The organism is Pseudarthrobacter sp. Pseusp20, from assembly GCF_059492155.1.
Genome location: NZ_CP168521.1, coordinates 296,578 through 316,878, shown reverse-complemented (window position 1 = coordinate 316,878; position 20,301 = coordinate 296,578). Strand labels below are relative to the sequence as shown.

General features: G+C 66.7%; 21 protein-coding genes. 9 read left to right on the top strand and 12 right to left on the bottom strand.

Annotation, left to right across the window (positions count from 1 at the left end; translation table 11 throughout):
* Positions 1-15: 15 nt before the first annotated feature.
* From ACEN9K_RS01555 to ACEN9K_RS01540, 4 genes are all read left to right on the top strand, one after another.
* Entirely contained in the window at positions 16-753 is a 738-nt protein-coding gene (locus ACEN9K_RS01555) for a fumarylacetoacetate hydrolase family protein (protein ID WP_018770350.1), read from the top strand.
* A gap of 98 nt (positions 754-851) precedes the next feature.
* Positions 852-1,649 (top strand): IclR family transcriptional regulator, encoded by a 798-nt coding sequence (locus ACEN9K_RS01550; protein WP_018770351.1) that lies wholly within the window; start codon positions 852-854, stop codon positions 1,647-1,649.
* Positions 1,650-1,808: 159 nt separating this feature from the next.
* Complete coding sequence (locus tag ACEN9K_RS01545; RefSeq protein ID WP_056389514.1) at positions 1,809-3,158, top strand: MFS transporter; 1,350 nt, start codon at positions 1,809-1,811, stop codon at positions 3,156-3,158.
* A 141-nt stretch (positions 3,159-3,299) separates the two neighbouring features.
* The gene (locus tag ACEN9K_RS01540) at positions 3,300-3,935 is read left to right on the top strand and encodes a PAS and ANTAR domain-containing protein (RefSeq protein WP_018770353.1); all 636 of its coding nucleotides are present in this window, start codon (positions 3,300-3,302) and stop codon (positions 3,933-3,935) included.
* 33 nt (positions 3,936-3,968) lie between these two features.
* On the opposite strand, the gene ACEN9K_RS01535 is transcribed toward ACEN9K_RS01540, so the two are convergent.
* Positions 3,969-4,373 carry a CBU_0592 family membrane protein gene (locus ACEN9K_RS01535; protein ID WP_018770354.1) on the bottom strand — a complete coding sequence of 135 codons (405 nt, stop codon included), beginning with the start codon at positions 4,371-4,373 and terminating at the stop codon, positions 3,969-3,971.
* 225 nt (positions 4,374-4,598) lie between these two features.
* On the opposite strand from ACEN9K_RS01535, the gene ACEN9K_RS01530 reads away from it, so the two are divergent.
* The 4 genes from ACEN9K_RS01530 (at position 4,599) to ACEN9K_RS01515 (ending at position 8,550) form a co-directional block, all read left to right on the top strand.
* Positions 4,599-5,048 carry a helix-turn-helix transcriptional regulator gene (locus ACEN9K_RS01530; RefSeq protein ID WP_495635063.1) on the top strand — a complete coding sequence of 150 codons (450 nt, stop codon included), beginning with the start codon at positions 4,599-4,601 and terminating at the stop codon, positions 5,046-5,048.
* Positions 5,045-5,464 carry a VOC family protein gene (locus ACEN9K_RS01525; protein ID WP_018770356.1) on the top strand — a complete coding sequence of 140 codons (420 nt, stop codon included), beginning with the start codon at positions 5,045-5,047 and terminating at the stop codon, positions 5,462-5,464. Before ACEN9K_RS01530 ends, ACEN9K_RS01525 begins: the two co-directional genes overlap by 4 nt.
* Positions 5,465-5,556: 92 nt before the next feature.
* Positions 5,557-7,956: an ATP-binding cassette domain-containing protein gene (locus ACEN9K_RS01520; RefSeq protein WP_495635062.1), complete on the top strand. Its 2,400-nt coding sequence runs from the start codon at positions 5,557-5,559 to the stop codon at positions 7,954-7,956.
* A gap of 21 nt (positions 7,957-7,977) precedes the next feature.
* The gene (locus ACEN9K_RS01515; RefSeq protein ID WP_056389528.1) at positions 7,978-8,550 is read left to right on the top strand and encodes an MOSC domain-containing protein; all 573 of its coding nucleotides are present in this window, start codon (positions 7,978-7,980) and stop codon (positions 8,548-8,550) included.
* Between the two features lie 30 nt (positions 8,551-8,580).
* Here ACEN9K_RS01515 and ACEN9K_RS01510 read toward each other — a convergent pair whose 3' ends face one another.
* The 8 genes from ACEN9K_RS01510 to ACEN9K_RS01475 all read right to left on the bottom strand — a co-directional run bounded on the left by ACEN9K_RS01510 (position 8,581) and on the right by ACEN9K_RS01475 (position 15,780).
* Positions 8,581-9,564, bottom strand: a complete 984-nt coding sequence (locus ACEN9K_RS01510; RefSeq protein ID WP_495635061.1) for a cyclase family protein — start codon at positions 9,562-9,564, stop codon at positions 8,581-8,583.
* Positions 9,561-9,815 carry a hypothetical protein gene (locus ACEN9K_RS01505; protein WP_224084184.1) on the bottom strand — a complete coding sequence of 85 codons (255 nt, stop codon included), beginning with the start codon at positions 9,813-9,815 and terminating at the stop codon, positions 9,561-9,563. The genes ACEN9K_RS01510 and ACEN9K_RS01505 overlap by 4 nt, the downstream gene beginning before the upstream one ends.
* A 10-nt stretch (positions 9,816-9,825) precedes the next feature.
* A complete protein-coding gene (locus tag ACEN9K_RS01500; protein WP_223993224.1) occupies positions 9,826-11,163 on the bottom strand; it encodes a TRAP transporter large permease subunit in 1,338 nt (445 codons plus the stop codon).
* 78 nt (positions 11,164-11,241) lie between these two features.
* Positions 11,242-12,021 (bottom strand): NAD(P)-dependent oxidoreductase, encoded by a 780-nt coding sequence (locus tag ACEN9K_RS01495; protein ID WP_495635060.1) that lies wholly within the window; start codon positions 12,019-12,021, stop codon positions 11,242-11,244.
* Between the two features lie 35 nt (positions 12,022-12,056).
* On the bottom strand, positions 12,057-12,686 hold the full coding sequence (locus ACEN9K_RS01490) for an RraA family protein (protein ID WP_018770363.1): 630 nt from the start codon (positions 12,684-12,686) through the stop codon (positions 12,057-12,059).
* 30 nt (positions 12,687-12,716) lie between these two features.
* Complete coding sequence (locus tag ACEN9K_RS01485; protein ID WP_134164818.1) at positions 12,717-13,724, bottom strand: tripartite tricarboxylate transporter substrate binding protein; 1,008 nt, start codon at positions 13,722-13,724, stop codon at positions 12,717-12,719.
* A 47-nt stretch (positions 13,725-13,771) separates the two neighbouring features.
* Positions 13,772-15,274, bottom strand: a complete 1,503-nt coding sequence (locus ACEN9K_RS01480) for a tripartite tricarboxylate transporter permease (RefSeq protein WP_018770365.1) — start codon at positions 15,272-15,274, stop codon at positions 13,772-13,774.
* Between the two features lie 2 nt (positions 15,275-15,276).
* Positions 15,277-15,780, bottom strand: a complete 504-nt coding sequence (locus ACEN9K_RS01475) for a tripartite tricarboxylate transporter TctB family protein (RefSeq protein ID WP_018770366.1) — start codon at positions 15,778-15,780, stop codon at positions 15,277-15,279.
* A gap of 120 nt (positions 15,781-15,900) precedes the next feature.
* Between ACEN9K_RS01475 and ACEN9K_RS01470 the strand changes: the two genes are divergently transcribed.
* Entirely contained in the window at positions 15,901-16,698 is a 798-nt protein-coding gene (locus ACEN9K_RS01470; protein WP_488316008.1) for an IclR family transcriptional regulator, read from the top strand.
* A gap of 157 nt (positions 16,699-16,855) precedes the next feature.
* On the opposite strand, the gene ACEN9K_RS01465 is transcribed toward ACEN9K_RS01470, so the two are convergent.
* The 3 genes from ACEN9K_RS01465 to ACEN9K_RS01455 form a co-directional block, all read right to left on the bottom strand.
* Positions 16,856-18,028 carry an MFS transporter gene (locus ACEN9K_RS01465; protein WP_495635059.1) on the bottom strand — a complete coding sequence of 391 codons (1,173 nt, stop codon included), beginning with the start codon at positions 18,026-18,028 and terminating at the stop codon, positions 16,856-16,858.
* Positions 18,025-18,690 carry a GntR family transcriptional regulator gene (locus ACEN9K_RS01460; RefSeq protein WP_056389564.1) on the bottom strand — a complete coding sequence of 222 codons (666 nt, stop codon included), beginning with the start codon at positions 18,688-18,690 and terminating at the stop codon, positions 18,025-18,027. The genes ACEN9K_RS01465 and ACEN9K_RS01460 overlap by 4 nt, the downstream gene beginning before the upstream one ends.
* Positions 18,691-18,831: 141 nt before the next feature.
* Positions 18,832-20,208, bottom strand: coding sequence for an MFS transporter (locus ACEN9K_RS01455; RefSeq protein ID WP_056389566.1), 1,377 nt, complete (start codon positions 20,206-20,208; stop codon positions 18,832-18,834).
* Between the last annotated feature and the right edge of the window lie 93 nt (positions 20,209-20,301).

The window sequence follows — 20,301 nt, the reverse complement described above, 5'->3', positions numbered from 1 at the left end:
CGGGGCGGAGAACCGGTGCGCATCGCAAGACTAGATACAGCAGCTGGTCCGCAGTACGCCGTTGAGAGCGACAGCGGCTGGGACCACATCGTCGACCCGTTTGAGGAAAGCCTCCGCTACACCGGCGGTGCCACCACCCACAACGAGGCAATATTCCTCGCCCCGGTGAGGCCCGCCGTCGTCCTGGGCATTGGCCATAACCGCACTTTGAATGACCATCCCCTGCCCATCCAGGCGTGGCACAAGTCCGTCCACACCATCGCCGGGCCGGGCGATGCCATCACCGCGGTCCGTGGACAAGGCACGGTCAATGCCGAGGGTGAACTCGCCGTCGTGATGGGCAGGACCGCCGCCAACCTGACCGCGGAAAACGCCCTGGAGCACGTCTTCGGCTACACCTGCGTCAACGACGTCACCAACGTGGATCAGAACGCGGTGGACGAGCGGAACTTCCAGGGCAAGGCCGGCGTCAACTACACACCCCTGGGCCCTTGGATAGAAACCGGACTCCCGGATCCCGAAAGGGTGGCCATCGACGTCTACGTCAATGGGGCCGCAAAGGCCACTTCCGGGACCTTCAACCTCCCCTCCTCGGTGGTGGACTGCCTCATCTATGTCACTTCATGGCTGACCTTGGAACCCGGCGACGTGGTGATGACCGGAGCGCCCGCCACAGTGGTTCCCGTCGAGCCCGGGGACCGTGTGGACATCACGGTGGAGGGCATCGGAACCCTGAGCAACCGCGTGGCCTGAGCCGGCCGGCGTCAGCGGGCGTCGCAGGACGTTAAGATGGATAACGTTCAGAGGACTGAACAACAGCGAAGCCCGCCCCGGCAAACCCAAGGAGAATCATGGCCGATTCCCCCATTCCTGCGTCATCCGAAAAATCGGGAACCGCCTCCCCGGCGCCCGCAGTCACCCGCGCCGCGGCCGTCCTGGATGCCCTGGCCGCCTCGGCAACCGGGCGGCTGACGCTCAGCGATCTCTCGCGCGAAGTGGGAATTCCCAAGTCATCCACCTCCAATCTCCTGCTGGCCCTGGAGGAGGCGCGCCTGATCAGCAGGCAGGGCTCGGAGTTCACCCTTGGCCGCAAGCTGGTGGAACTGGGTGCCGCCTACCTGGGCCGCATGGACGAAGTCCAGGAGTTTTACCGTTACTGCGAACAGGCCTCCGTCCTTTCCCGCGAGACGGTCCGGATCGCCATGCTGGACGGAACAAACGTCATTTACCTTGCCCGGTACGAGGGCCACCCGGCCGTGCGGCTCACCTCCAATATCGGCGACAAGATGCCCGTATCCCTCTGCGCAGTGGGGAAGGCGCTGATCGCCCGGTTGAATGTGCACGACATCGAGGAGATGTTCCCCGATGACGCAGAACTGCCCGTCCTCACGCCAAAGTCCTTACGAACAGGGGCGGAGCTGAAGGCGCAGCTGCGGGAAATCCGCGAGCAGGGCTTTGCCTTCGAGGACGAAGAATCCACCACCGGCGTGGTCTGCCTGGCCGTTGCCGTTCCCACGCGGGGCGCGCACGGCCCCAGCCTGGGCCTGTCCGTCACGGCCCTCAAAGCCACCTACACGCCGGAACAGGGCTCCCAGATAGTCAAGGAACTGCAGGAACTGGCCCACTCGCTGGGCAACCCGATGGGCTGAACGCCAAGCGGCGGCGGCCTTCTGCGACATATAACAGCCAGAGACTATTGCCAGTTGTTCAACTTGCTGTATCGTGTTCAGCATAGTGATCGACGCAATGGACGTTGTCGCTATCCCACCAGGCCAACGGGGGCCTGGAGTGTGTTAGAGGGAGTTCTCGTGACAACTCGTACTAAATCACCGCAGGCCATCGCGGACGGCGCCGTCGTCGATCCGGACCAGCTGCGAAGGGCAACTCTTGCCAGCTCCGTGGGCTCCGCCCTGGAGTACTACGACTTCTACATCTACGGCCTTGCCTCGGCCCTGATCTTCGGCCCGCTCTTCTTCGCACCGCTGGGTGAGAGCGGAGCCGTCATCGCCTCCTTCGCCACCTACGGCGTCGGCTTCGCCGCCCGGCCCTTCGGTGGCGTGGTGTTCGGCTACATTGGTGACCGCTTTGGCCGGAAGATGGTGCTGATCCTGACCATCGGCCTGATGGGCCTGTCCAGCTGCGCCATCGGCCTCCTGCCCACCTTTGAACAGGCCGGAATGCTCGGTGCGGTACTCCTGGTGGCCCTGCGTATCCTGCAGGGCCTTGGCGCCGGCGCCGAGCAGGCAGGCGCCACGACCCTTATTTCGGAGGTGGCTCCGCGCCGCCGTCGTGGTTTCTTCGCGTCACTGCCGTTCGTCGGCATCCAGCTGGGCACCCTCCTGGGCGCCGGGACATTTGCCCTGATGGCGCTGGCGGACAAGGCAGTCCTGCAGGCCTGGCTGTGGCGCGTACCGTTCCTGGCAAGCGTCGTCCTGATTGCGATTGCCGTCTTTATCAGGCTTCGGCTCAAAGAGACGCCGGTCTTCCAGGAACTCGAGAAGCACAAGGCCGTGGCCAAAAACCCTGTGGGCCAGATCTGGAAGCATTCCAAGAAAAACGTGCTGATAGGTATCGGCCTGCGGATGGGGGAAAACGGCAACTCGTCCATCTATTCCGCGCTCCTGGTGTCCTTCATCAGCATGCCTGCAGGTGTCTTCGCCGGCGACAAGTTCATCGGCCCCACAGGCCTGTTGATTGCCGCGGGCTTCGCCGCGGTAATGGTTGTTGCCTTCGGCGCCCTGTCCGACCGTTTCGGCCGGGTTCCCGTCTACCGCTACGGTGCACTCTTCCAGGCCGTTATCGCCTTGCCGGCCTTTTACCTGGTCACACTGGGCAATGTCACCCTGGTGTGGGTGGTCATGGTGATGGGCATCGCCCTCGGCGTGCAGGCCATGCTGGGCCCGCAGTGCGCCCTGCTGCCGGAACTCTTCGGCTCCCAGCACCGCTTCACCGGCGTGGCCCTCAGCCGCGAACTGTCCGCCGTACTTGCCGGCGGCTTCGCCCCGATGATCGGCGTGGCACTGCTGGCAGTGACCAACCACTCCTGGCTGGTCCCGGCGGTCTACTCGCTGGTCCTGGCGGCAATCTCGTTCGCCACCACGTTCTTCACCCCGGAAACGAATGGCCGCGACCTGGTGCTCGTAGAGGACGCCAGGTAACAACCGGCGCCGTCCCGCCCACGCCCCCCGGATCCCGCACTCATGCGTGCGGGATCCGCGGGGTGGGGCCGCTGCTATATTCTGTTGCTTTCACGTCCAGGCCGGGGGTAGCCGGGACACAGCACGTCGAATGGCCCTTCAGTGACTTCCAGCAGCAGCTTTCCAGGACTTGGATCCGTCGATATCCCGAATGATGTCTTTCTCGACTGTCCCACCGGACTGGTCGAGTACTACTTCGCGGACGGCATCTTCCGCTGGTCGGACGGGTTGTACCGGATCTACGGGTATGAGCGCGGCGAGGTTGTCCCCTCCATGGACATGGCCATGGCCCACATCGAGCCGGCAGACCGGCCCCGGGTCCAGGCGTATTGGGACCACGTCTCAGCCGCTGGCGGCCCATCATCGATCTACGTTTCCATCCGGGACCGCAAGGACCGTCAACACAAACTGCTCTACTCGGCGGACTACATCCTGGACGGGGACACCCCTGTTGGCGTCTGGGGCGTGGTGGTGGACCTCACCACATCCATTCATACCGACCGGCACCAACTGGCTACCGAGGCGGTCGCCGCCTCAGCCCGCAGCCGGGCAGTCATTGAGCAGGCCAAAGGCATCCTCATGGGGCGCACCGGCATTGACGCCGACAAGGCCTACGACCTCATGAGCCAGCTGAGCCAGGATACGAACCGCAAGGTGCACGCGATCGCCCAGGAAATCGTGGAACGGGCAACCGGGCGGGCCGGAAATCTGACAAACCAGCCACACCCTTTGCTGTAACCGCCGCCCCCACGCGCGGGCCGCCGTCGAACCCTACAACGCCAGGCGCGGCCCGTCCGCTCCAACCGGGGCGGAACCCCCAACAGGCCTGGAAGCCACAACGGGCATGGAACCGGTCAAGGCCTCAACAACCGCCATCTGGCCGGTGGTGTCGGGGACACCGGGATACTGAACCTGCGCCGGCTCGACGGCAGCAGCTGGGTTTTCGGAACGCATGCGGACCAGCGCAACGGCAGAGATCAGGAACCACGCCACATTGGTAACCACGGACGGCCATGCCCCGTGCAGCGTCCCGTTGATGATGAAGGCAACGGATCCGAACAGGTTGGCCGTCTGGAAACCCTTGCCTGCCTTCAGCCAGCCCATGGAAACCGCAAGGTAAGCACTGAGAATCGCAACAGCGCCTGCCCAGCCGGCAATTTCCCACAGCAGTTCCATGGTGTCCTTCCAAAGTGGTGCCTGCGCAGTATCCGGGCAGGGCTGAAGATGGTGATTCAGGGTTTGGTTTCGCCAGCTCTGCGTTGCCTCGAGCCCTGTTCGGGCGAGGACCTCATGCGCTGGCAGCGGCACAATCATACCCCGCTGCCGAGCGTCACTTTGACGCCGAATTCCCCACCGCCCGAAGGGTGGACAAGACCCCTCCCGCGTAGCACGATCAGAGCTGTGACCACCAGTCCCGCTTCCGATCCCTACCTCCGCGAGCTCACCCAGTTGAGGCGCGTCAAGGACCGCATGGACCGGGAGTACGCCCAGCCGCTCGACGTCGAATCCCTCGCCAGGGACGTCCATATGTCCGCGGGCCATTTCAGCCGGCGGTTCAAACTCGCCTACGGCGAATCCCCCTACAGCTACCTCATGACCCGCCGCATCGAACGGGCCATGGCGTTGCTCCGGATGGGTGACCTCAGCGTCACCGACGTGTGTTTCGCCGTCGGCTGTTCCTCGCTGGGAACCTTCAGCACCCGCTTCAGCGAACTGGTGGGGATGCCGCCCAGCATCTACAAGCAGGAGGCGCAAAGCGCGGCGGCGGGCATCCCCGCCTGCGTGGCGAAGCAGGTCACCAGACCGGTCAGGAATCGAGAAGCGTCCGCCCCCGAGCCGTTACTAGCATGACTGCCATGGACATCAACATTTCCTCAACCTTCCTTCCCGCTACCGATCCGGACGCCTCGCTGGCGTTCTACCGCGACGCCCTGGGCTTCGAAATCCGCAACGACGTGGGCAAGGGCACCATGCGCTGGATCACCGTTGGCCCCGCAGGCCAAAAGGACGTCTCCATCGTCCTGCACCCGCCGGCCGTAGACCCCGGCATCACCGACGACGAGCGCCGCACCATCACGGAGATGATGGCCAAAGGCACCTACGCCACCATCGTCCTGTCCTCCCCGGACGTGGATGCCGCGTTCGCCAAGGTGGAAGCGACCGGGGCGGACGTCGTCCAGGAGCCCATCGACCAGCCGTACGGCATCCGCGACTGCGCATTCCGCGACCCCGCCGGAAACACGGTCCGGATCAACCAGCAGGCCTAGGCATATAACCAGTCACGTATATAACGGACGACGCCGACGGGAGGCTGCCAGCGCAGCCTCCCTCCGCGCCGCTCCAGGAGAAGGGGGACATTTTGAGCACGGACATCACCACCGATGAGGGCGTGGCCACGAAAGCCGGGACCCATATCGCCGACACCCACGACCTGATCCGCGTCCAGGGGGCGCGGGAGAACAACCTCAAGGACATCAGCCTTGAGCTGCCCAAGCGGCGGCTCACGGCATTCACCGGTGTGTCCGGCTCGGGCAAAAGCTCCCTGGTTTTCGCCACCATCGCCGCCGAATCGCAGCGCATGATCAACGAGACCTATAGCGCGTTCGTACAGGGCTTCATGCCCAGCCTGGCCCGCCCCGACGTGGACCGGCTGGAGGGACTGACCACCGCCATCATCGTGGACCAGGAACGGATGGGCGCCAACCCGCGCTCCACCGTGGGCACCGCCACCGACGCCAACGCCATGCTGCGCATCCTGTTCAGCCGTTTGGGCAAACCCTACGTCGGCCCGCCCACCGCGTTCTCCTTCAACGTTCCCACCCGCAAGGCCAGCGGCATCATGAGCACCGAAAAGGGCGGCCGGGTGGAAAAGAACGTGGTCCGCCAGGTCACCTACCTGGGCGGCATGTGCCCCCGCTGTGAGGGCATGGGCAACATCAGCGACATTGACCGGACCGCCCTCTACGACGAGTCGAAGTCCCTCGCCGAAGGCGCGCTCACCGTCCCCGGCTACTCCATGGACGGCTGGTACGGGCGCCTGTTCGAAGGCATGGGCCTGCCCATGGACAAGCCCATCGCCACGTTCACCAAGAAGCAGCTGGAGACGATGCTGTACGCCGAGCCCACCAAGATCAAGGTGGAGGGCGTCAACCTCACGTTCGAGGGCATCATCCCCAAAATCCAAAAGTCCATGCTCTCCAAGGACGTGGAGGCCATGCAGCCGCACGTGAAGAGGTTCGTGGAACGCGCCGTCACGTTCGCCACCTGCCCCGACTGCGGCGGGACGCGGCTCACCCCGGAGGTGCTCAACGCACGGATCAACGGCAAGAACATCGCGGACCTCTGCACCATGCAGATCAGCGACCTGGCGCAGTGGATCCGCGACCTGGACGAGCCCTCCGTCCGTCCCCTGCTCATCGGGCTGCGGGACCTCCTCGATTCCTTTGCCGAAATCGGCCTGGGCTACCTCTCCTTGGACCGCCCGGCCGGCACCCTCTCCGGCGGCGAGGCGCAGCGGACCAAGATGATCCGCCACCTGGGTTCCTCCCTCACCGATGTCACCTACGTCTTCGACGAGCCCAGCATCGGCCTGCACCCGCACGACATCGAGCGGATGAACACCCTCCTGCTGCAGCTTCGGGACAAAGGCAACACCGTCCTGGTGGTGGAGCACAAGCCGGAGATGATCGCCATCGCCGACCACGTCGTCGACCTCGGCCCCAAGGCCGGCACCGGCGGCGGCGAGATTGTCTACGAGGGCGACGTCGACGGGCTGCGTTCCAGCGGCACCATCACCGGGCGCCACCTGGACGACCGGGCCCGGCTGAAGGATTCGTTCCGCGAACGCAGCGGGGCACTCGAAGTCCGCGGGGCCTCGACGAACAACCTGCGCAGCGTGGACGTGGACGTCCCGCTGGGAGTGCTGTGCGTGGTGACGGGCGTGGCCGGGTCCGGGAAGAGCTCGCTGATCCACGGCTCACTGGCCAGGCGCGAGGGCGTGATCGTGATCGACCAGGGCGCCATCAAGGGATCCCGGCGCAGCAACCCGGCCACCTACACCGGGCTGCTGGAGCCCGTCCGCAAGGCGTTCGCCAAGGCCAACGGCGTGAAGCCGGCGCTGTTCAGCTCCAACTCCGAGGGCGCCTGCCCCACCTGCAACGGCGCGGGCGTGATCTTCACCGAGCTGGGTGTCATGGCCACGGTCGAGTCCACCTGCGAGGACTGCGAGGGGCGCCGCTTCCAGCCCGCCGTCCTCGAATACACGCTGGGCGGGCAGAACATTGCCGATGTGCTGGACATGTCCGTGGACGCGGCCCTTGCCTATTTTGCCGGGGGCGAGGCCAAGACCCCGGCCGCCCACAAAGTCCTCGAACGCCTGGCGGACGTCGGCCTGGGCTACATCACCCTCGGCCAGCCGCTGACCACCCTGTCCGGCGGCGAGCGCCAGCGGCTCAAGCTGGCCACGCAGATGGCGGAGACGGGTGACACCTACATCCTGGACGAGCCAACGGTGGGCCTGCACCTGGCCGACGTCGAACAGCTCCTGGGCCTGCTGGACCGGCTGGTGGATTCCGGCAAGTCGGTTATCGTCATCGAGCACCACCAGGCCGTGATGGCGCATGCTGACTGGATCATCGACATCGGTCCGGGCGCAGGGCACGACGGCGGCAGGATCGTCTTCGAGGGCACGCCGGCCGAGCTGGTGGCCGGGCGGGGGACGCTCACCGGGCAGCACCTGGCCACGTACGTGGGTGGCTGAACGCTGGCCTACGCTGGGCCTATGCCCGAAACCTACCGGTATGACGTCGAGATCCTGCACCTGCTGGTGTCGCCCGCGCACGCCTATTTCGGACGCGCCCGGGACGGCGCGGCGGACGTTCCCACCACTGATGCGCAGACGGCAGAGGTGGTGGCCGGCAAGGGCATCGTGGGCGACAGGTTCTTCGGGAAGGCCGCCCACATGGACGCGGCGGTGACCCTGTTCGCCGTCGAATCCCTTGAGGCCATCGCCGCGGAGCTTGGCGCCGGGCCGTTCAATCCCCTGTTGACCCGGCGGAACGTGGTGCTCCGCGGAGCGCAGCTGGCTCCCCTGCTGGGGCAGGACTTTGCGCTGGAGTCCGGCGGCTCGGCTGTTTCGTTCCATGGCGGCCGGCACGCCCAACCGTGCGCGTGGATGAACGGGATGCTGGCACCGGGGGCGCACCCGGCCATGCGGGGCCGCGGCGGCATCCGCTGCCGTGCCCTGTCCAGCGGATTGCTGCACCGGGGTCCGGCCGTGCTGGTCAGCCCGGTGCCGCTGGACCCGGCCCAGGCGGGCCGGGCGAGCCTGCTGCGGCCGTCGCGGCTTCCCTAGGAGGGCGTCCGACGGCGCCCCTTCCTCACGTCACGTGATGGCGGTGGCGTTGGCCGGGGAGCCCGTGCCCCCGGTGATGTTCAGCGGCTTAATGGTGATGAAGGCGTCCCATCTGCCGGTGCTGCGCATATGCCGGGCGAGCGGTCCCAGCTTCCATAGTTCCCCGAGTGGCAGGCCGAGTTTGGCCAGGAGCTGCTGGTGCATCATGCCGTTGTCGTTGGCGGCCGAATGCCGGTAGGGGCTGTCCGGGACCGCGGGCAGGCACTCGAGGGCGAAGTTGTCGGCGGCGAGGACGGCAAAGCGGTTATCCCACGCCCAGGCGGCAAACTCCCGGGACTGCGCCATGCCTGAGGCCTTCCGGCTTTGGCGGATGCGCTGCTTGTCCTCCGCGGACAGACCCAGAAACCATTCGCACCAGCCTGTATGGAGCATGAGGATATCCCCGGGCTGGGTGCAGAGGGACCGGGCCTTCAAGGCGGACTCCACCAGGTCCAGGGTGAGTGGTTCCCCGCCCGCGTGGTCGATGGGCTCCCCTGCTTCGTCCCGGTGACCCTCGAGGTCCACCAGCACGCCCCTGCCGGTAATCGGGTTTTCCGCCCATTCCTGGATGCCGAGGTCCGGGGTGCCCTCGGTGATCCGGTCATCCGGGGTGCCGTTGTAGAAACCGACATCATCGGCCCGGCGGTGCCTGAGCCCGTCAATCTGGGTTGACCCCTGAAGGTAGTACCCGTCCAGGTAGTCGTCCCGGTGCGCCGGGTGCGAGGAGTAGATGGTGTGCCGCGGGGCGCCGCGCTTGAGGGACATCCCGGGATCGAAGGCGTCAGCCGGGTAGTCCAGGCCGAACACCGTTCCGGTGCGGATGCACTGCCGGGCATCCAGCACACCTTGGGGTGTAATGAACGACGGCGTCCCGCGGCTCTGGTGCGGAAAGAGGCCCCAGGAGGTGCCGGCCAGGCGGCCCTCCCTTTGCAGCAGACCTTCAAAATCCGGATATATTCCTTCAGCGGCATTCACCGTGCACCGGCCTTCTGGTGCTGCTCCTGGGGCTGGCGGCGCTTGTAGCTGAGCAGGAACCCGGCAACGGCGCAGACGGATGCAGCGATGCAGATGGGTGTCTTGATGGCGTCATTGAGCAGGGTGAGCCACTGGGCCTGCCCCGCAACCAGGCCAATGGCCTGGCCGAGGACGAACAGGATGCCCCCGCCCAGGAGTGCGGCGAGCGTCAGGACGAAGAGGACTTCGATGGCCCTTCGGATGGTGTTCATGGAATGTTTCCTAGATTGGCAGGATGCCGAGGATGATCAGGACGCCGATGCCCAGCAGCGGCAGGGCGTAATGGGTCAGCAGGCGGGCAAAGGTCTTGAGCGGGTCCACGTCAGCGATGCCGCAGGCCACGTACAGCGGGGCGCCGCCGGGCGGGACCGCCGCTTCGCAGGACGAGAACACCAGCACGGCCACGGCCGCGGTGGTGGCCGGAACCCCGGCGGCCACCAGGGTTGCCACTCCCACCGTCCCCACGGCGGCCATGGTGGCGGTGGCGGACAGCGGGGCCGCCACCGCGATGACGATCAGGCCGATCAGGATGGCCAGCAGCCACAGCGGCAGGTTCATCCCGTTCAGGAGCGAGGTCATCTGCTTGGGCAGGCCGGTGGCAGCCAGGGCGTTGGCGCCGGCGAAGGCGAACACCACGGTGACGCCCACGATTCCAAACCGCGGAGCGGATTCCCGGAGCAGCGCCCACCAGCCGCGCCCGTCGCGGGGCAGCGTTTTCCTGCCCAGCAGGAGACCGGTGATGATGAGGACCACCGGGATCCAGACGATGACGCTGACCGACTTGGTAACGTCCCCGCCCGTCCACTCCGACAGGCTCTTGGCGATGGCGCCGGTGGTGATGACCAGCGGGACGGCCACCACGACGAACAGCAGCAGGGTGGCCCAGCCGCGGCCGAACGCCGAGCGGACGGACAGGCGGTGCGCGGCGTCCAGCGGGGTCATCCCGCTCTTGCGGACCAGCAGCCAAGTGACCACCAGCCGGTGCAGGAAGCACCACAGTCCGCCGAACAGCAGGGGCAGGACCAGTGCGTTGATGTCCAGCAGCGGTCCCACGGTGGCGGAACCGACCAGGACGAACATCGAGGCGCTGAACGGGAATGTGATGCCCATGCCGGCGTTCCCCGCCACCAGCGTGGCTGCTGACGGTTTGTCCAGCCTGGACTTCTCCATCCAGGGAATGGTCACCGAGCCCACCGTGGCGGCGATGGCCGCCTGGTTGTGGACCACGCCGCCGAGGCCTGCGGAGGCCACCGTGGAGACCCAGGCCGGCCCGCCCTTGACCCCGCCGATCAGGGAGTTCAGCAGGTCGATCAGCCGGTCCAGCACGCCGGCCTTGTCCAGCAGGTAGCCCATGAAGACGAACGCCATGGTGGCGTACACGATCTCGTCGGTGATGGCAGAGTACAGGGCGTCCCAGCCGATTGCCGCTGCTGCGGCACCGGTGAAGGGAAGGACGGCCAGGAAGCCAAGGATCATGGCTTCGCCCACGCTCCGCTTGAAGGCCGTGGTCCAGAGCAGGATGACGGCAAGGTAGGCGCCGAGTGCCCAAATGCCGATCATGATGCTGCTCCTGACGGCAAGATGCCGGTTGTTGTGGTCACGTGTATTACCCGTTCCTGATTGTGCCTGACTGCGCGGTCAGCGCAAGGCCGGCTCCGAGGTCTGCGCCATACGGGCCAGCGCGGCGGCGGAGGCGTTGGTCATCTCGGCGGGGACACCCAGGTCCGAGAGGTAGCTTGCGGTGTCCTGCATCTCCTTGGAGCGGCGCACGGCGTGCTTGGCGGTGCCCGTCAGGAACCGGTCGATCACGGCCTGCCCGTCGCCGGCCAGCTGACCGGCGATCTGGGCGCGGATCCACTCCTCGAGGCCGGCCGCCCGGCCGGCCGTCACAGCTTCCACCACCACAGATGCCAGGCCCTTCATCAGGACGCTGCGCAGCAGTTTGTGCGCCATCGCCGCCCCCGGGCCGCCGTCGGTGATTTCAACATCAACTCCCAGCGGCCGCAGCAGGTCGGCCACGGCCTGGGCGCCGGGGCCACTCACCATCAGGGGTGTCTTCTCGCCCAACGCCGCGACCGGTCCCAGGATGGCGACATCGGCAAAGGCGGCCTTGCCGGGAAGCTGCCCCAGTTCCTGCATGGTAGCCGGTGAGGACGACGTGAAGTCGGCGTAGACGCTGCCGCTGGCAAGGACCGGAAGGCACTCCTGTGCCACGCTGCGGGCCGCGGCAGCGCCGGTCATCACCAGGACGATGTCTGCACCGGTGCATGCTTCGGCGGCTGTTGCTGCCCGGGTTACTCCCTGCAGCGTACTGGGGGCCACCGGATCGAAGCCGGTAACCGTGTGGCCGGCGGCGGTCAGGGCCGCGGCGTAGGTGGCTCCGGCTTCGCCGAGGCCGATGACGGTGCACGCTGTCATGGTTTGCTCTGTTCTTTCTTGGCTTTGGTGAAGGTTCAGTTGCGGGCGGCGACGATGGCCTGGCGGCGGCTGGTTTCGTCCGCGAAGACCGCTTCGGCGGCATCGGCGACGGCGGCAGCCTGTTCCCGGGGGATGACCACCACGCCGTCCGAGTCGCCGACGATGACGTCGCCGGGCAGGACGGGGACGCCGCCGAACGCGAGGGCGGTTCCCAGCCGGAAGGGACCGTCCTTGTAGGGGCCCGCCGGCGAAGTAGCCCTCGCAAAGACGGGCATGCCAATCTCTGCCAGCGCCCCGGCGTCGCGGGCTGCTCCGTCCAGCGCGAATCCCGCTACACCAAGGTTGATGGCGCGCTCCCCGATCAGTTCGCCCAGCAGGGCGCGGGATTCATCGCCGCCCCCTGCCACCACAATGACGTCTCCGGGACGGGCCAGCTGCAGGGCGGCGTGGATGCCCTTGTTGTCTCCGGGGCGGGTCCACACCGTAAACGCCGGGCCGGCGAGCTTTGCGCCCGGCCAGACCGCCTGGATGGCGGAGTCCGCCACCCCAAGCCGGTCCATGGCGTCGCCAATATTGGCCGCGGGAAGCTTGCCGAGCCTTTCCACGATGTCGCTGCTGGGACGTGCGAAATCAGCGCCGATGGCGTCAATGGCAGGAGTTGTCATGATGGGTCTTTCCGTTCCGGGCAGTGGGGGTCAGTCTTTTTTCTGGACCAGCGGGAGGACTTCCTTGAAGTCCTCTTCCTGGCCGGCCCAGAACGTCTTGTAGTCGGCGCCGTTGAGGTAGCTGGTCTGCAGGCCCAGGTCCTTCATCTTCTGCACCACGGTGGGGTCCTCGATGGCCTTCTGGATGGCGGCCTCGAGCTTCTTGGCCACATCAGCGGGCAGGCCGGCCGGGGCGGAGTAGCCGCGGGCGGTTCCCGCCGTCAGGTCATAGCCGGATTCCTTGAAGGTGGGGATCTCCGGCAGGGAGGGTGCGCGTTCCGCGGACATGACGCCCAGCACCCGCGCTTTGCCCTGCTTGGTGAGGTCGTTCACGTCGCTGACGTTCGCCACCAGCACGTCCACGTGCTTTCCGAGGAACGCGGTGGTTGCCTGCGACGCGCCTTCGGAGAAGTGGACCGGGGCGAACTCGGAACCCGTGGCCTGCTGGATCTGGGCCAGGGCAAAGTGCTCGCCGGTCTGAAGCCCGGTGGTGCTGGCGGTCATGGACTTGGGCTTGGCCTTGACCGCTTCCAGGAGGTCCTTCAGCGTCTGGTACGGGCTGTCCGGCTGGACGGCGATGACTGTGGGATCGATGACCTGGCGGCCCAGGGGCTGGAAGCTGTCCCGGGTGTACTTGGCGCCGCGGGACGGGTCCAGGGGCGAGACGACCACGGACGGCGAGCCGGTGGCGCCGATGGTGTAGCCGTCCGGCTTGGCGCTGGTGAGCTGGGTGTAGCCGATCTGGCCGCCGGCGCCGGGCTTGTTGATGACCTCGACGTTGGTTCCGAGTTCCTTCTCGAGAACGGGCTGGATGAGCCGCGCGGCTGTGTCCACGGCACCGCCGGAACCGAACGCGACCACGAGGTCGATGGACTTGCCCTTTTTCGGGAAGTCGCTGGCGGCATTGTTGTTGGTGGCGCCGGCATTGGCGCCGCAGCCGGTGAGGCCGATCAGGGAGGCCGCGGCAAGGGCGGCGGTGAGGCGGAGGCGGGTTTTCATAGGTCTTCTCCTTTGAAGGTGTGCGGGGTTCAGGGGCCGGGTGGGGTTTAGGTTTCGGGGTCTTCGGTAAGAGCCTTGGGCTTGCGGAGCTTGAGCAGCGGGCTGATGACAATCAGCAGGCCGATGCCGATCAGGACCGCGGAAATGGGACGGCTGGTGAAGATGCCGAAGTCGCCCTGGGAGATCTCCAGCGACTCACGGAGGGACCGCTCCATCAGGGGACCAAGGACCAGGGTCAGCACCATGGGCGCCAGCGGGATGTCCAGGTGGCGGAGGGCGAGGCCCAGGAGCCCGAAGCCGATCATCACGAAGACATCGAAGACGCTGAAGTTGATGGTGTAGGCGCCGATGACCATGAAGAGCAGGATCAGGGCCGTCAGGATTGTTGACGGGACACGGAGGATGGAGGTCCAGAGCCCCACGAGCGGGACGTTGAGCAGGAGCAGGATCAGGTTGCCGATGAAGAGGCTGGCGATGATGGCCCAGGCGATCTCGGAGTTCTCGGTGAAGAGGGTGGGTCCCGGTGTGAGGCCCTGCTGCAGGAAGGCGCCCATCAGCACGGCGATGGTGGGCGAGGCCGGGATGCCGAGCGTGAACAGCGGAATCAGGGCCGCGTTGGCGTGGGCATTGTTGGCCGTTTCGGGTCCGGCCACGCCTTCGATGGCACCCCTGCCCAGTTCGTGGCGGTGCCGGGAGAACTTCTTTTCCGCCCCGTAGGACAGCAGCGAGGACACAGACCCGGTCATGCCGGGGATGAGCCCCAGGCCGAAGCCGATGCCGGTGCCGCGGGCCATCGCCGGGGCGCTGCGCCGCCACTCCGTGGCGGTGGGCAGCAGCGAGCGCAGGTTGGGGGCGTGCACCGCCGCGGGCTGGTCGCCCTTGCGGTAGGACAGGAGTTCCGAGAGGCCGAAGACTCCGACGATGACGGCCACGAAGCTGACGCCGTCCAGGAGCCGGTCCATGCCGAAGGTGAAGCGTGGAGCACCGGCCACGGGGTCGATGCCCACCATGGAGATCAGCAGGCCCAGGGCGCCGGAGATGACGGCCTTGACCATGGATTTCCCGGCCAGGGCCACCAGGAGCGAGATGCCCACCACCATCAGGGCGAAGAATTCCGGCGGGCCGACCAGCAGGCCCAGTTCTCCCAGCGGCTTGGCTGCCGCCACCAGGCCGAGGGTGGCGATGGTTCCGCCAACGAAGGATCCGACGGCGGCGATGGTCAGCGCGGCGCCGGCCTTGCCCATCTTGGTCATGGCGTAGCCGTCGATGGTGGTGATGGCTGATGCTGCTTCGCCGGGGGTGTTGAGCAGCACGCTGGTGATGGTTCCCCCGTAGGCGGTGCCGTAGAAGATGGCACACAGCATGATGATCGCCCCGGTGGCGTCCATGTTCAGCGTGAGCGGGATCAGCAGGGCGACGCCTGCCACGGGCCCGATGCCGGGCAGCACGCCGATGATGGTGCCCAGGAGGCAGCCTAGGAAGGCGAACAGCAGGTTCTGCCAGGTCATGGCGGCCGCGAAGCCGTTGACCAGTTCGTTGAGGGTATCCACGTCTAGAGTCCGATGGCGTTAAGGAAGGGAAGGGCGGACACCGGCAGCGCGACGTTCAGGCCGTAGTTGAAGGCATAGAACGCTCCGAAGCTTCCGGCCACCGCGATGATCAGCGAGGACTTCCAGGTCCTGCGCCCGCGAAGTTTCAGGTGGTACAGCAGGAACAGGAACATGCTCAGCTGGAAGCCAAGCAGGTCCATGACGGCCGCAAGGATTACCAGGCTGGCAACGACGGCGATCACCAGGCCCCGGTCAACGCCGGCTGCGGTTTCGCTGGGGTTGCGGAGTTCCTGGAACAGCCAGAGGACGGCCATGGCGGCGAGGACTGCGCCCATGGCGAAGGGGAACAGGCCCGGGCCCGGGCCCAGGGAGGTCCAGAGTCCCAGGCCGATCGAGCTGGCCAGGACATAGACGCCGACGGCGGCGAACGCACCGATTCCTACCAGCACGCTGCGGGCCACCCGTACGGGACTTCCGGGTTTCGTCGTGACTGACTCCGTTGTCATGGATTTCCTTTTCACTGCGCGTCATTGCGTTTCACAGAATGAAACTATATTGCGTACTGAGAAATAGTGACAGCAGACACATTGGCTGTCAAGCGCAAGAAACTTACATAGAATGAAATGATGGCGATGACTTCCACTTCAGGCAGCCCGACGGAGGACAGCCCCAAGTCCTCGAACATGCGCTCCCTTTCCCGGGCCTTGGAGGTCTTCGCGGAACTGCAGCGGGCGGAACGCCCGCAGCGGCTCAGCGATCTTGCGCGGAACTGCGGCATGAGCCTGCCCACCACACTGAGGATCCTTCGGGTCCTGCAGGATTTCGGGATGGTGAGCCAGACTGACAAGTCCTACCGGATCGGCCCTGCCGTCCTCCCGGCCGCCAGGAGCTACCTGGAGAACGATCCCCTGGTGGTCTCTTCCCGGCCCGTCCTCCAGCAGCTGGCGACGCAGACCGGCCTCACCGCCTCCCTCTACACGCGCCTGGGTTATGAACGGATCCTGGTGGCCCGGGTGGATGGAGAGGCCCCGCTTCGCTATGACCTCCCGCTGGGCAAGCGGCTGCCCCTGACATCCGGTGCGGCCGGAAAGATCCTGCTGGCAACGGCCTCTGCGGAGGAACTGCAGGAGGCCGTGGAGGCCGCCATCGGAGCGGGCCATGAAGGCAAGGCCTTCACGCTCGGGGAGCTGCAGTCGCGGCTGCCCGCGGCGGATGCCGACTACGCCTATTCAGCCGACGAGCGCGCTTCAGGAGTGTTGTCGGTGGCTGTAGCCCTGCCCAGGAGGTCAGGACAGCCGACGGAATCAATTTCGCTGACCAGCCCCGTGGAGGCCGCCTCCGAGGACACGCTGAAGGTGGGCGTTCCGGAGCTGAAGCGGGCGGCAGCCAGGTTGGCGGAACTGCTTGAGGGCTCCGTCTACTGACGGCACCCGGGGAAACGGCCGGCAGGGAAAGCACACGACGGCGTCACGCACGGCGCGCTTTCGGCCCACCTGAGGTGGCCGTGGCCCCGGAAACACGTGGTCCCGCCGTCGTCCATTCCTCCGAAGCATGCCCGGCGTGACGCGAGGGCATCCGCAGTCAGTCGAGCTGCACGCCCCGGAGCAGCAGGAGCGTCCCGCCCACCACAACCGCCGAGGCAAGGAAGACTCCACCCGCCCCCAGCCCGGCCGCCACGCCGCCGATGGCGCTCGGAAGGACCACCTGCCCCACCCGGTTGCCGGCGAGCCTCAGCGCCAGCGCCCTGCCCCGCTGCCCGGCCGGCGCCTGGGCCGACAGCCAGGACATGGTCAGCGGCTGGCCGATGCCGAGCCCCAGCCCGAGCAATGCCATGACGGCAAACAGCAGCCACAGGGGCATGGGGATTGCCAGCGCAGCCAGCGCAAACGTGGACAGGGCCAGGCTCACCACCAGCAACCTCATGCGGCCGATCCGCCGGGACACCCGGCCCAGCATGAGACGGGAGACCATGGAGAACACGGCGCGCACCGTCAGCATGGCACCCACTGTTGCCACTGTGAGTCCGCGGTCGGCGCCGAGCGCGGGCAGGTAAACCACGGTCAGGTCCACCACGGCGAGGACGGTGGCGCTGGTGGCCAGCGCCCGGGCCACGCCGGGAGCCCTCAGCAGTGAGACGCCACTGGCGCTGCTGCCAGCGGACGCTCCCTTCTTCCTGCCGCCGCTGACGTGCGTCGATACGGCGAACGTGGCAGCGAACAGCACCAGGCTCAAGACCACCGAGAGCAGGAAGATCGCCTGGGTGTCGGGCCGGACCGAGGCGCCGCCCACCAGCGCAATCGCCAGCGGTCCGAGGGCCTGCCCCAGGGAGGCGGCGAACGTCAGGTAGCCGAACGCGGAGTCCATCCGGGACGAGGCAGCATTATTGGCCACCACGGCCTGCTGCCCCACCACGCAGGCCAGTTGACCGGCACCAAGCAGCGCGGTTCCCGCCACCAGCGCCACGATCGACGAGCCCCACAGCAGCAGGAAGGCAGGGCAGGAAAGGACGACGGCGGCCCCGATCGCCATGAGCCGCCGCTCACCCAGGCGGTCCACCAGGGTGCCCGTGGGGACGGCAAGCAGCAGCGGAAACACCGCATAACTGGCAGCCAGCATGCCCAGGGCTAAGTCCGGAACGTCCAGCTCCAATGCGCGGTAGGTGGCCGCCGGCCGGACCAGGAAGGTGACGGCCTGGATCAGCGCCGAGTGGACCAGGAGGGCAGTGGCCGAGCGGCGGCCCAGCTCGCCGATCATGAGCCGGGGACGCTGGTGCCGGACATGGCCTGGACGGCGGCGTCGCGGGCGCCCATGACATGGTCGAACGCCACCTTGGCTGCCTTCTCCGGGTCGCCGCCGGCCAGGGCAGCCACCAGGGTGCGGTGCTGGGCCAGGGCCTGGTCGCGCCGTTCCTGGGTGCTGTTGGTGAAGTGGCGGTACCGTTCCATGTGGCTTGAAATCTGGTTGTGGAAGCGGCGGGCCCAGGAGTTCCCGGCAATGCCCGCGATCTTTGCGTGCAGTGCCATGCCCTGCTGCATCGCGTCGTCGGCGAACGCCACCATGGCCGCGTTGCGTTCAAGAATGCCTTCGAGGGCCTCGATGTCAGCCGGCGTTGCCTTCATGCAGGCATTGCGCGCCATGAGGGACTCCATGGCTGCGCGGACCTCGTAGAGTTCCGAAATGGCTGCCTCGTCCAGCGCGGGCACCAGCACGCCTCCGGTGGGCTGCTGTTCCAGCAGGCTCTCCGAAATGAGCCGCCGGATGGCCTCCCGGAGCGGTGTGCGGCTCACCTGCAGGGCCGAGGCCATTGCCGGCTCGTAGATGCGCTCCCCCGGCTTGAGCTCAAGGCTCAGGATCCGCCGTTTCAGCTCGGCGTAGACAACGTGTGCCCCGGTGTTCCGGGCAGGTGATTCGGCCATGGTGTACCTCCCCGGCCATCATACTTGTATACATCTATACAAGCAGCCCCAAGTCCCGGAAACACCAGGGAGGGGGCAGCATCCGCTGCCCCCTCCCCCTGTCCCGGTGGCGCGCCCCTGGCCGGACGCACTGCGGCTGGACTACTTGCCGGCGGTACCGGCAGGTGCCACCTTCTGCACCTCGAGGTCCTCGAGTGACTTGCCCTTGGTGTCCGGGGACATCAGGGTGGCCACTGCGGAGATGAGGCAGATGCCCAGCGTGGCCAGTCCGATGGTGAACGGAACGTTGGTGGAGCCCGGAGGGGCAATCGCCGTGAAGATGCTGGGGAAGAACGATGCAATCATGAGCCCGATGTTCTGCGAAACGGCGAACCCGGTCACGCGGATCCGCATGGGGAACTGCTCCTGGAAGAACGTGGCGAAGGTGGCATTCCACATCTGGAAGAAGATGCCCTGCACGATCACAACGCAGACGAAGACCAGCGGCAGGCTCCCCTGTTCAATGGCCCACAGGTATCCGCCCACCAGGAGGCCGCCCGCCACCCCGCCGGCAGCCATGAGCGTCCGCCGGCCAATCCTGTCGGACAGCGCGCCGAACAGCGGGATGGTCATGACGGCGGCAATGTTGGCCACGAGTGTCACCCACAGGAACTCACTGCTGGAGAAGCCGTTGCCGTAGCCCTTTTGGGTGGCAAAGGATACGCCGAAGATCAGGGTGGCCATGCCGATCACGTTGGTGAAGGTCATCGCGATGCAGCGGACCAGGACGCCCGGCCGCGTTCGCAGGAGTTCGACGAGCGGGAAGCGCTTGGTTTCGGGCTTGCCGGACTGTGCTGCGTAGGCGGGCGGTTCCTGGACCCGGCGGCGGATGAAGTAGCCGGCCAGGATCACGACGGCGCTGAGCAGGAAGGGGATGCGCCAGCCCCAGGTGCCGAACTGGTCGGCGGGGAGGACTGCCGCGAGCGGGAGCAGGACGGCGGTGGCCAGGATCGAGCCCACCTGGGTGCCCTGGAGGCTGAAGCTGGCAAAGAATCCGCGCCGGGCATCGGGAGAGTGTTCAACGATCATCGCGCTGGCGCCGCCGAGCTCGCCGGCCACCGCAAAGCCCTGGATCAGGCGAAGGAGCACCAGGAGGGCGGGCGCCAGGAGGCCCACCTGCCCATAGGTGGGCAGGAGCCCGACGGCGAAGGTGGCAAAGCCCATGAGCAGCATCGCGAAGACGAGTACCTTCTTGCGGCCGTGCCGGTCACCGTACGCCCCCAGGACAACCGCGCCTACCGGACGGGAGACATAGCCCACGGCATACGTTGCCAGGGAGGCGATAATGCCGACTGTGGGGTTCTCCGAGGGAAAGAAGATGGTGGGGAAGATCAGGGTCGCGGCCAGCGAGTACAGCGCGAAGTCGTAGTACTCCAGGGCGCTTCCGATCCAGCCGCTCATCGCCGCTTTCCTGGGGTCCCGCGAACCGGTGCCGGCACCCTGGCTGGGGAGGGCCACGCGGGTTGGGGTGGTGCTCATGTGCTTATGTCCTTCGTCTTCATTGGCAAGGAACCGGAACCGCTGGAATTCAGCCGATGTTCGTGGTGGTGTCTGCGCCGCCGCAGTCCGTCA

Bases quoted from the DNA above. Each gene is read 5' to 3' on its own strand.
- ACEN9K_RS01550 (WP_018770351.1), top strand. From the start codon at position 852: ATGGCCGATTCCCCCATTCCTGCGTCATCCGAAAAATCGGGAACCGCC.
- ACEN9K_RS01535 (WP_018770354.1), bottom strand. From the start codon at position 4,373: ATGGAACTGCTGTGGGAAATTGCCGGCTGGGCAGGCGCTGTTGCGATT.
- ACEN9K_RS01525 (WP_018770356.1), top strand. From the start codon at position 5,045: ATGACTGCCATGGACATCAACATTTCCTCAACCTTCCTTCCCGCTACC.
- ACEN9K_RS01515 (WP_056389528.1), top strand. From the start codon at position 7,978: ATGCCCGAAACCTACCGGTATGACGTCGAGATCCTGCACCTGCTGGTG.
- ACEN9K_RS01505 (WP_224084184.1), bottom strand. From the start codon at position 9,815: ATGAACACCATCCGAAGGGCCATCGAAGTCCTCTTCGTCCTGACGCTC.
- ACEN9K_RS01500 (WP_223993224.1), bottom strand. From the start codon at position 11,163: ATGATCGGCATTTGGGCACTCGGCGCCTACCTTGCCGTCATCCTGCTC.
- ACEN9K_RS01495 (WP_495635060.1), bottom strand. From the start codon at position 12,021: ATGACAGCGTGCACCGTCATCGGCCTCGGCGAAGCCGGAGCCACCTAC.
- ACEN9K_RS01490 (WP_018770363.1), bottom strand. From the start codon at position 12,686: ATGACAACTCCTGCCATTGACGCCATCGGCGCTGATTTCGCACGTCCC.
- ACEN9K_RS01485 (WP_134164818.1), bottom strand. From the start codon at position 13,724: ATGAAAACCCGCCTCCGCCTCACCGCCGCCCTTGCCGCGGCCTCCCTG.
- ACEN9K_RS01475 (WP_018770366.1), bottom strand. From the start codon at position 15,780: ATGACAACGGAGTCAGTCACGACGAAACCCGGAAGTCCCGTACGGGTG.
- ACEN9K_RS01470 (WP_488316008.1), top strand. From the start codon at position 15,901: ATGGCGATGACTTCCACTTCAGGCAGCCCGACGGAGGACAGCCCCAAG.
- ACEN9K_RS01465 (WP_495635059.1), bottom strand. From the start codon at position 18,028: ATGATCGGCGAGCTGGGCCGCCGCTCGGCCACTGCCCTCCTGGTCCAC.
- ACEN9K_RS01460 (WP_056389564.1), bottom strand. From the start codon at position 18,690: ATGGCCGAATCACCTGCCCGGAACACCGGGGCACACGTTGTCTACGCC.
- ACEN9K_RS01455 (WP_056389566.1), bottom strand. From the start codon at position 20,208: ATGAGCACCACCCCAACCCGCGTGGCCCTCCCCAGCCAGGGTGCCGGC.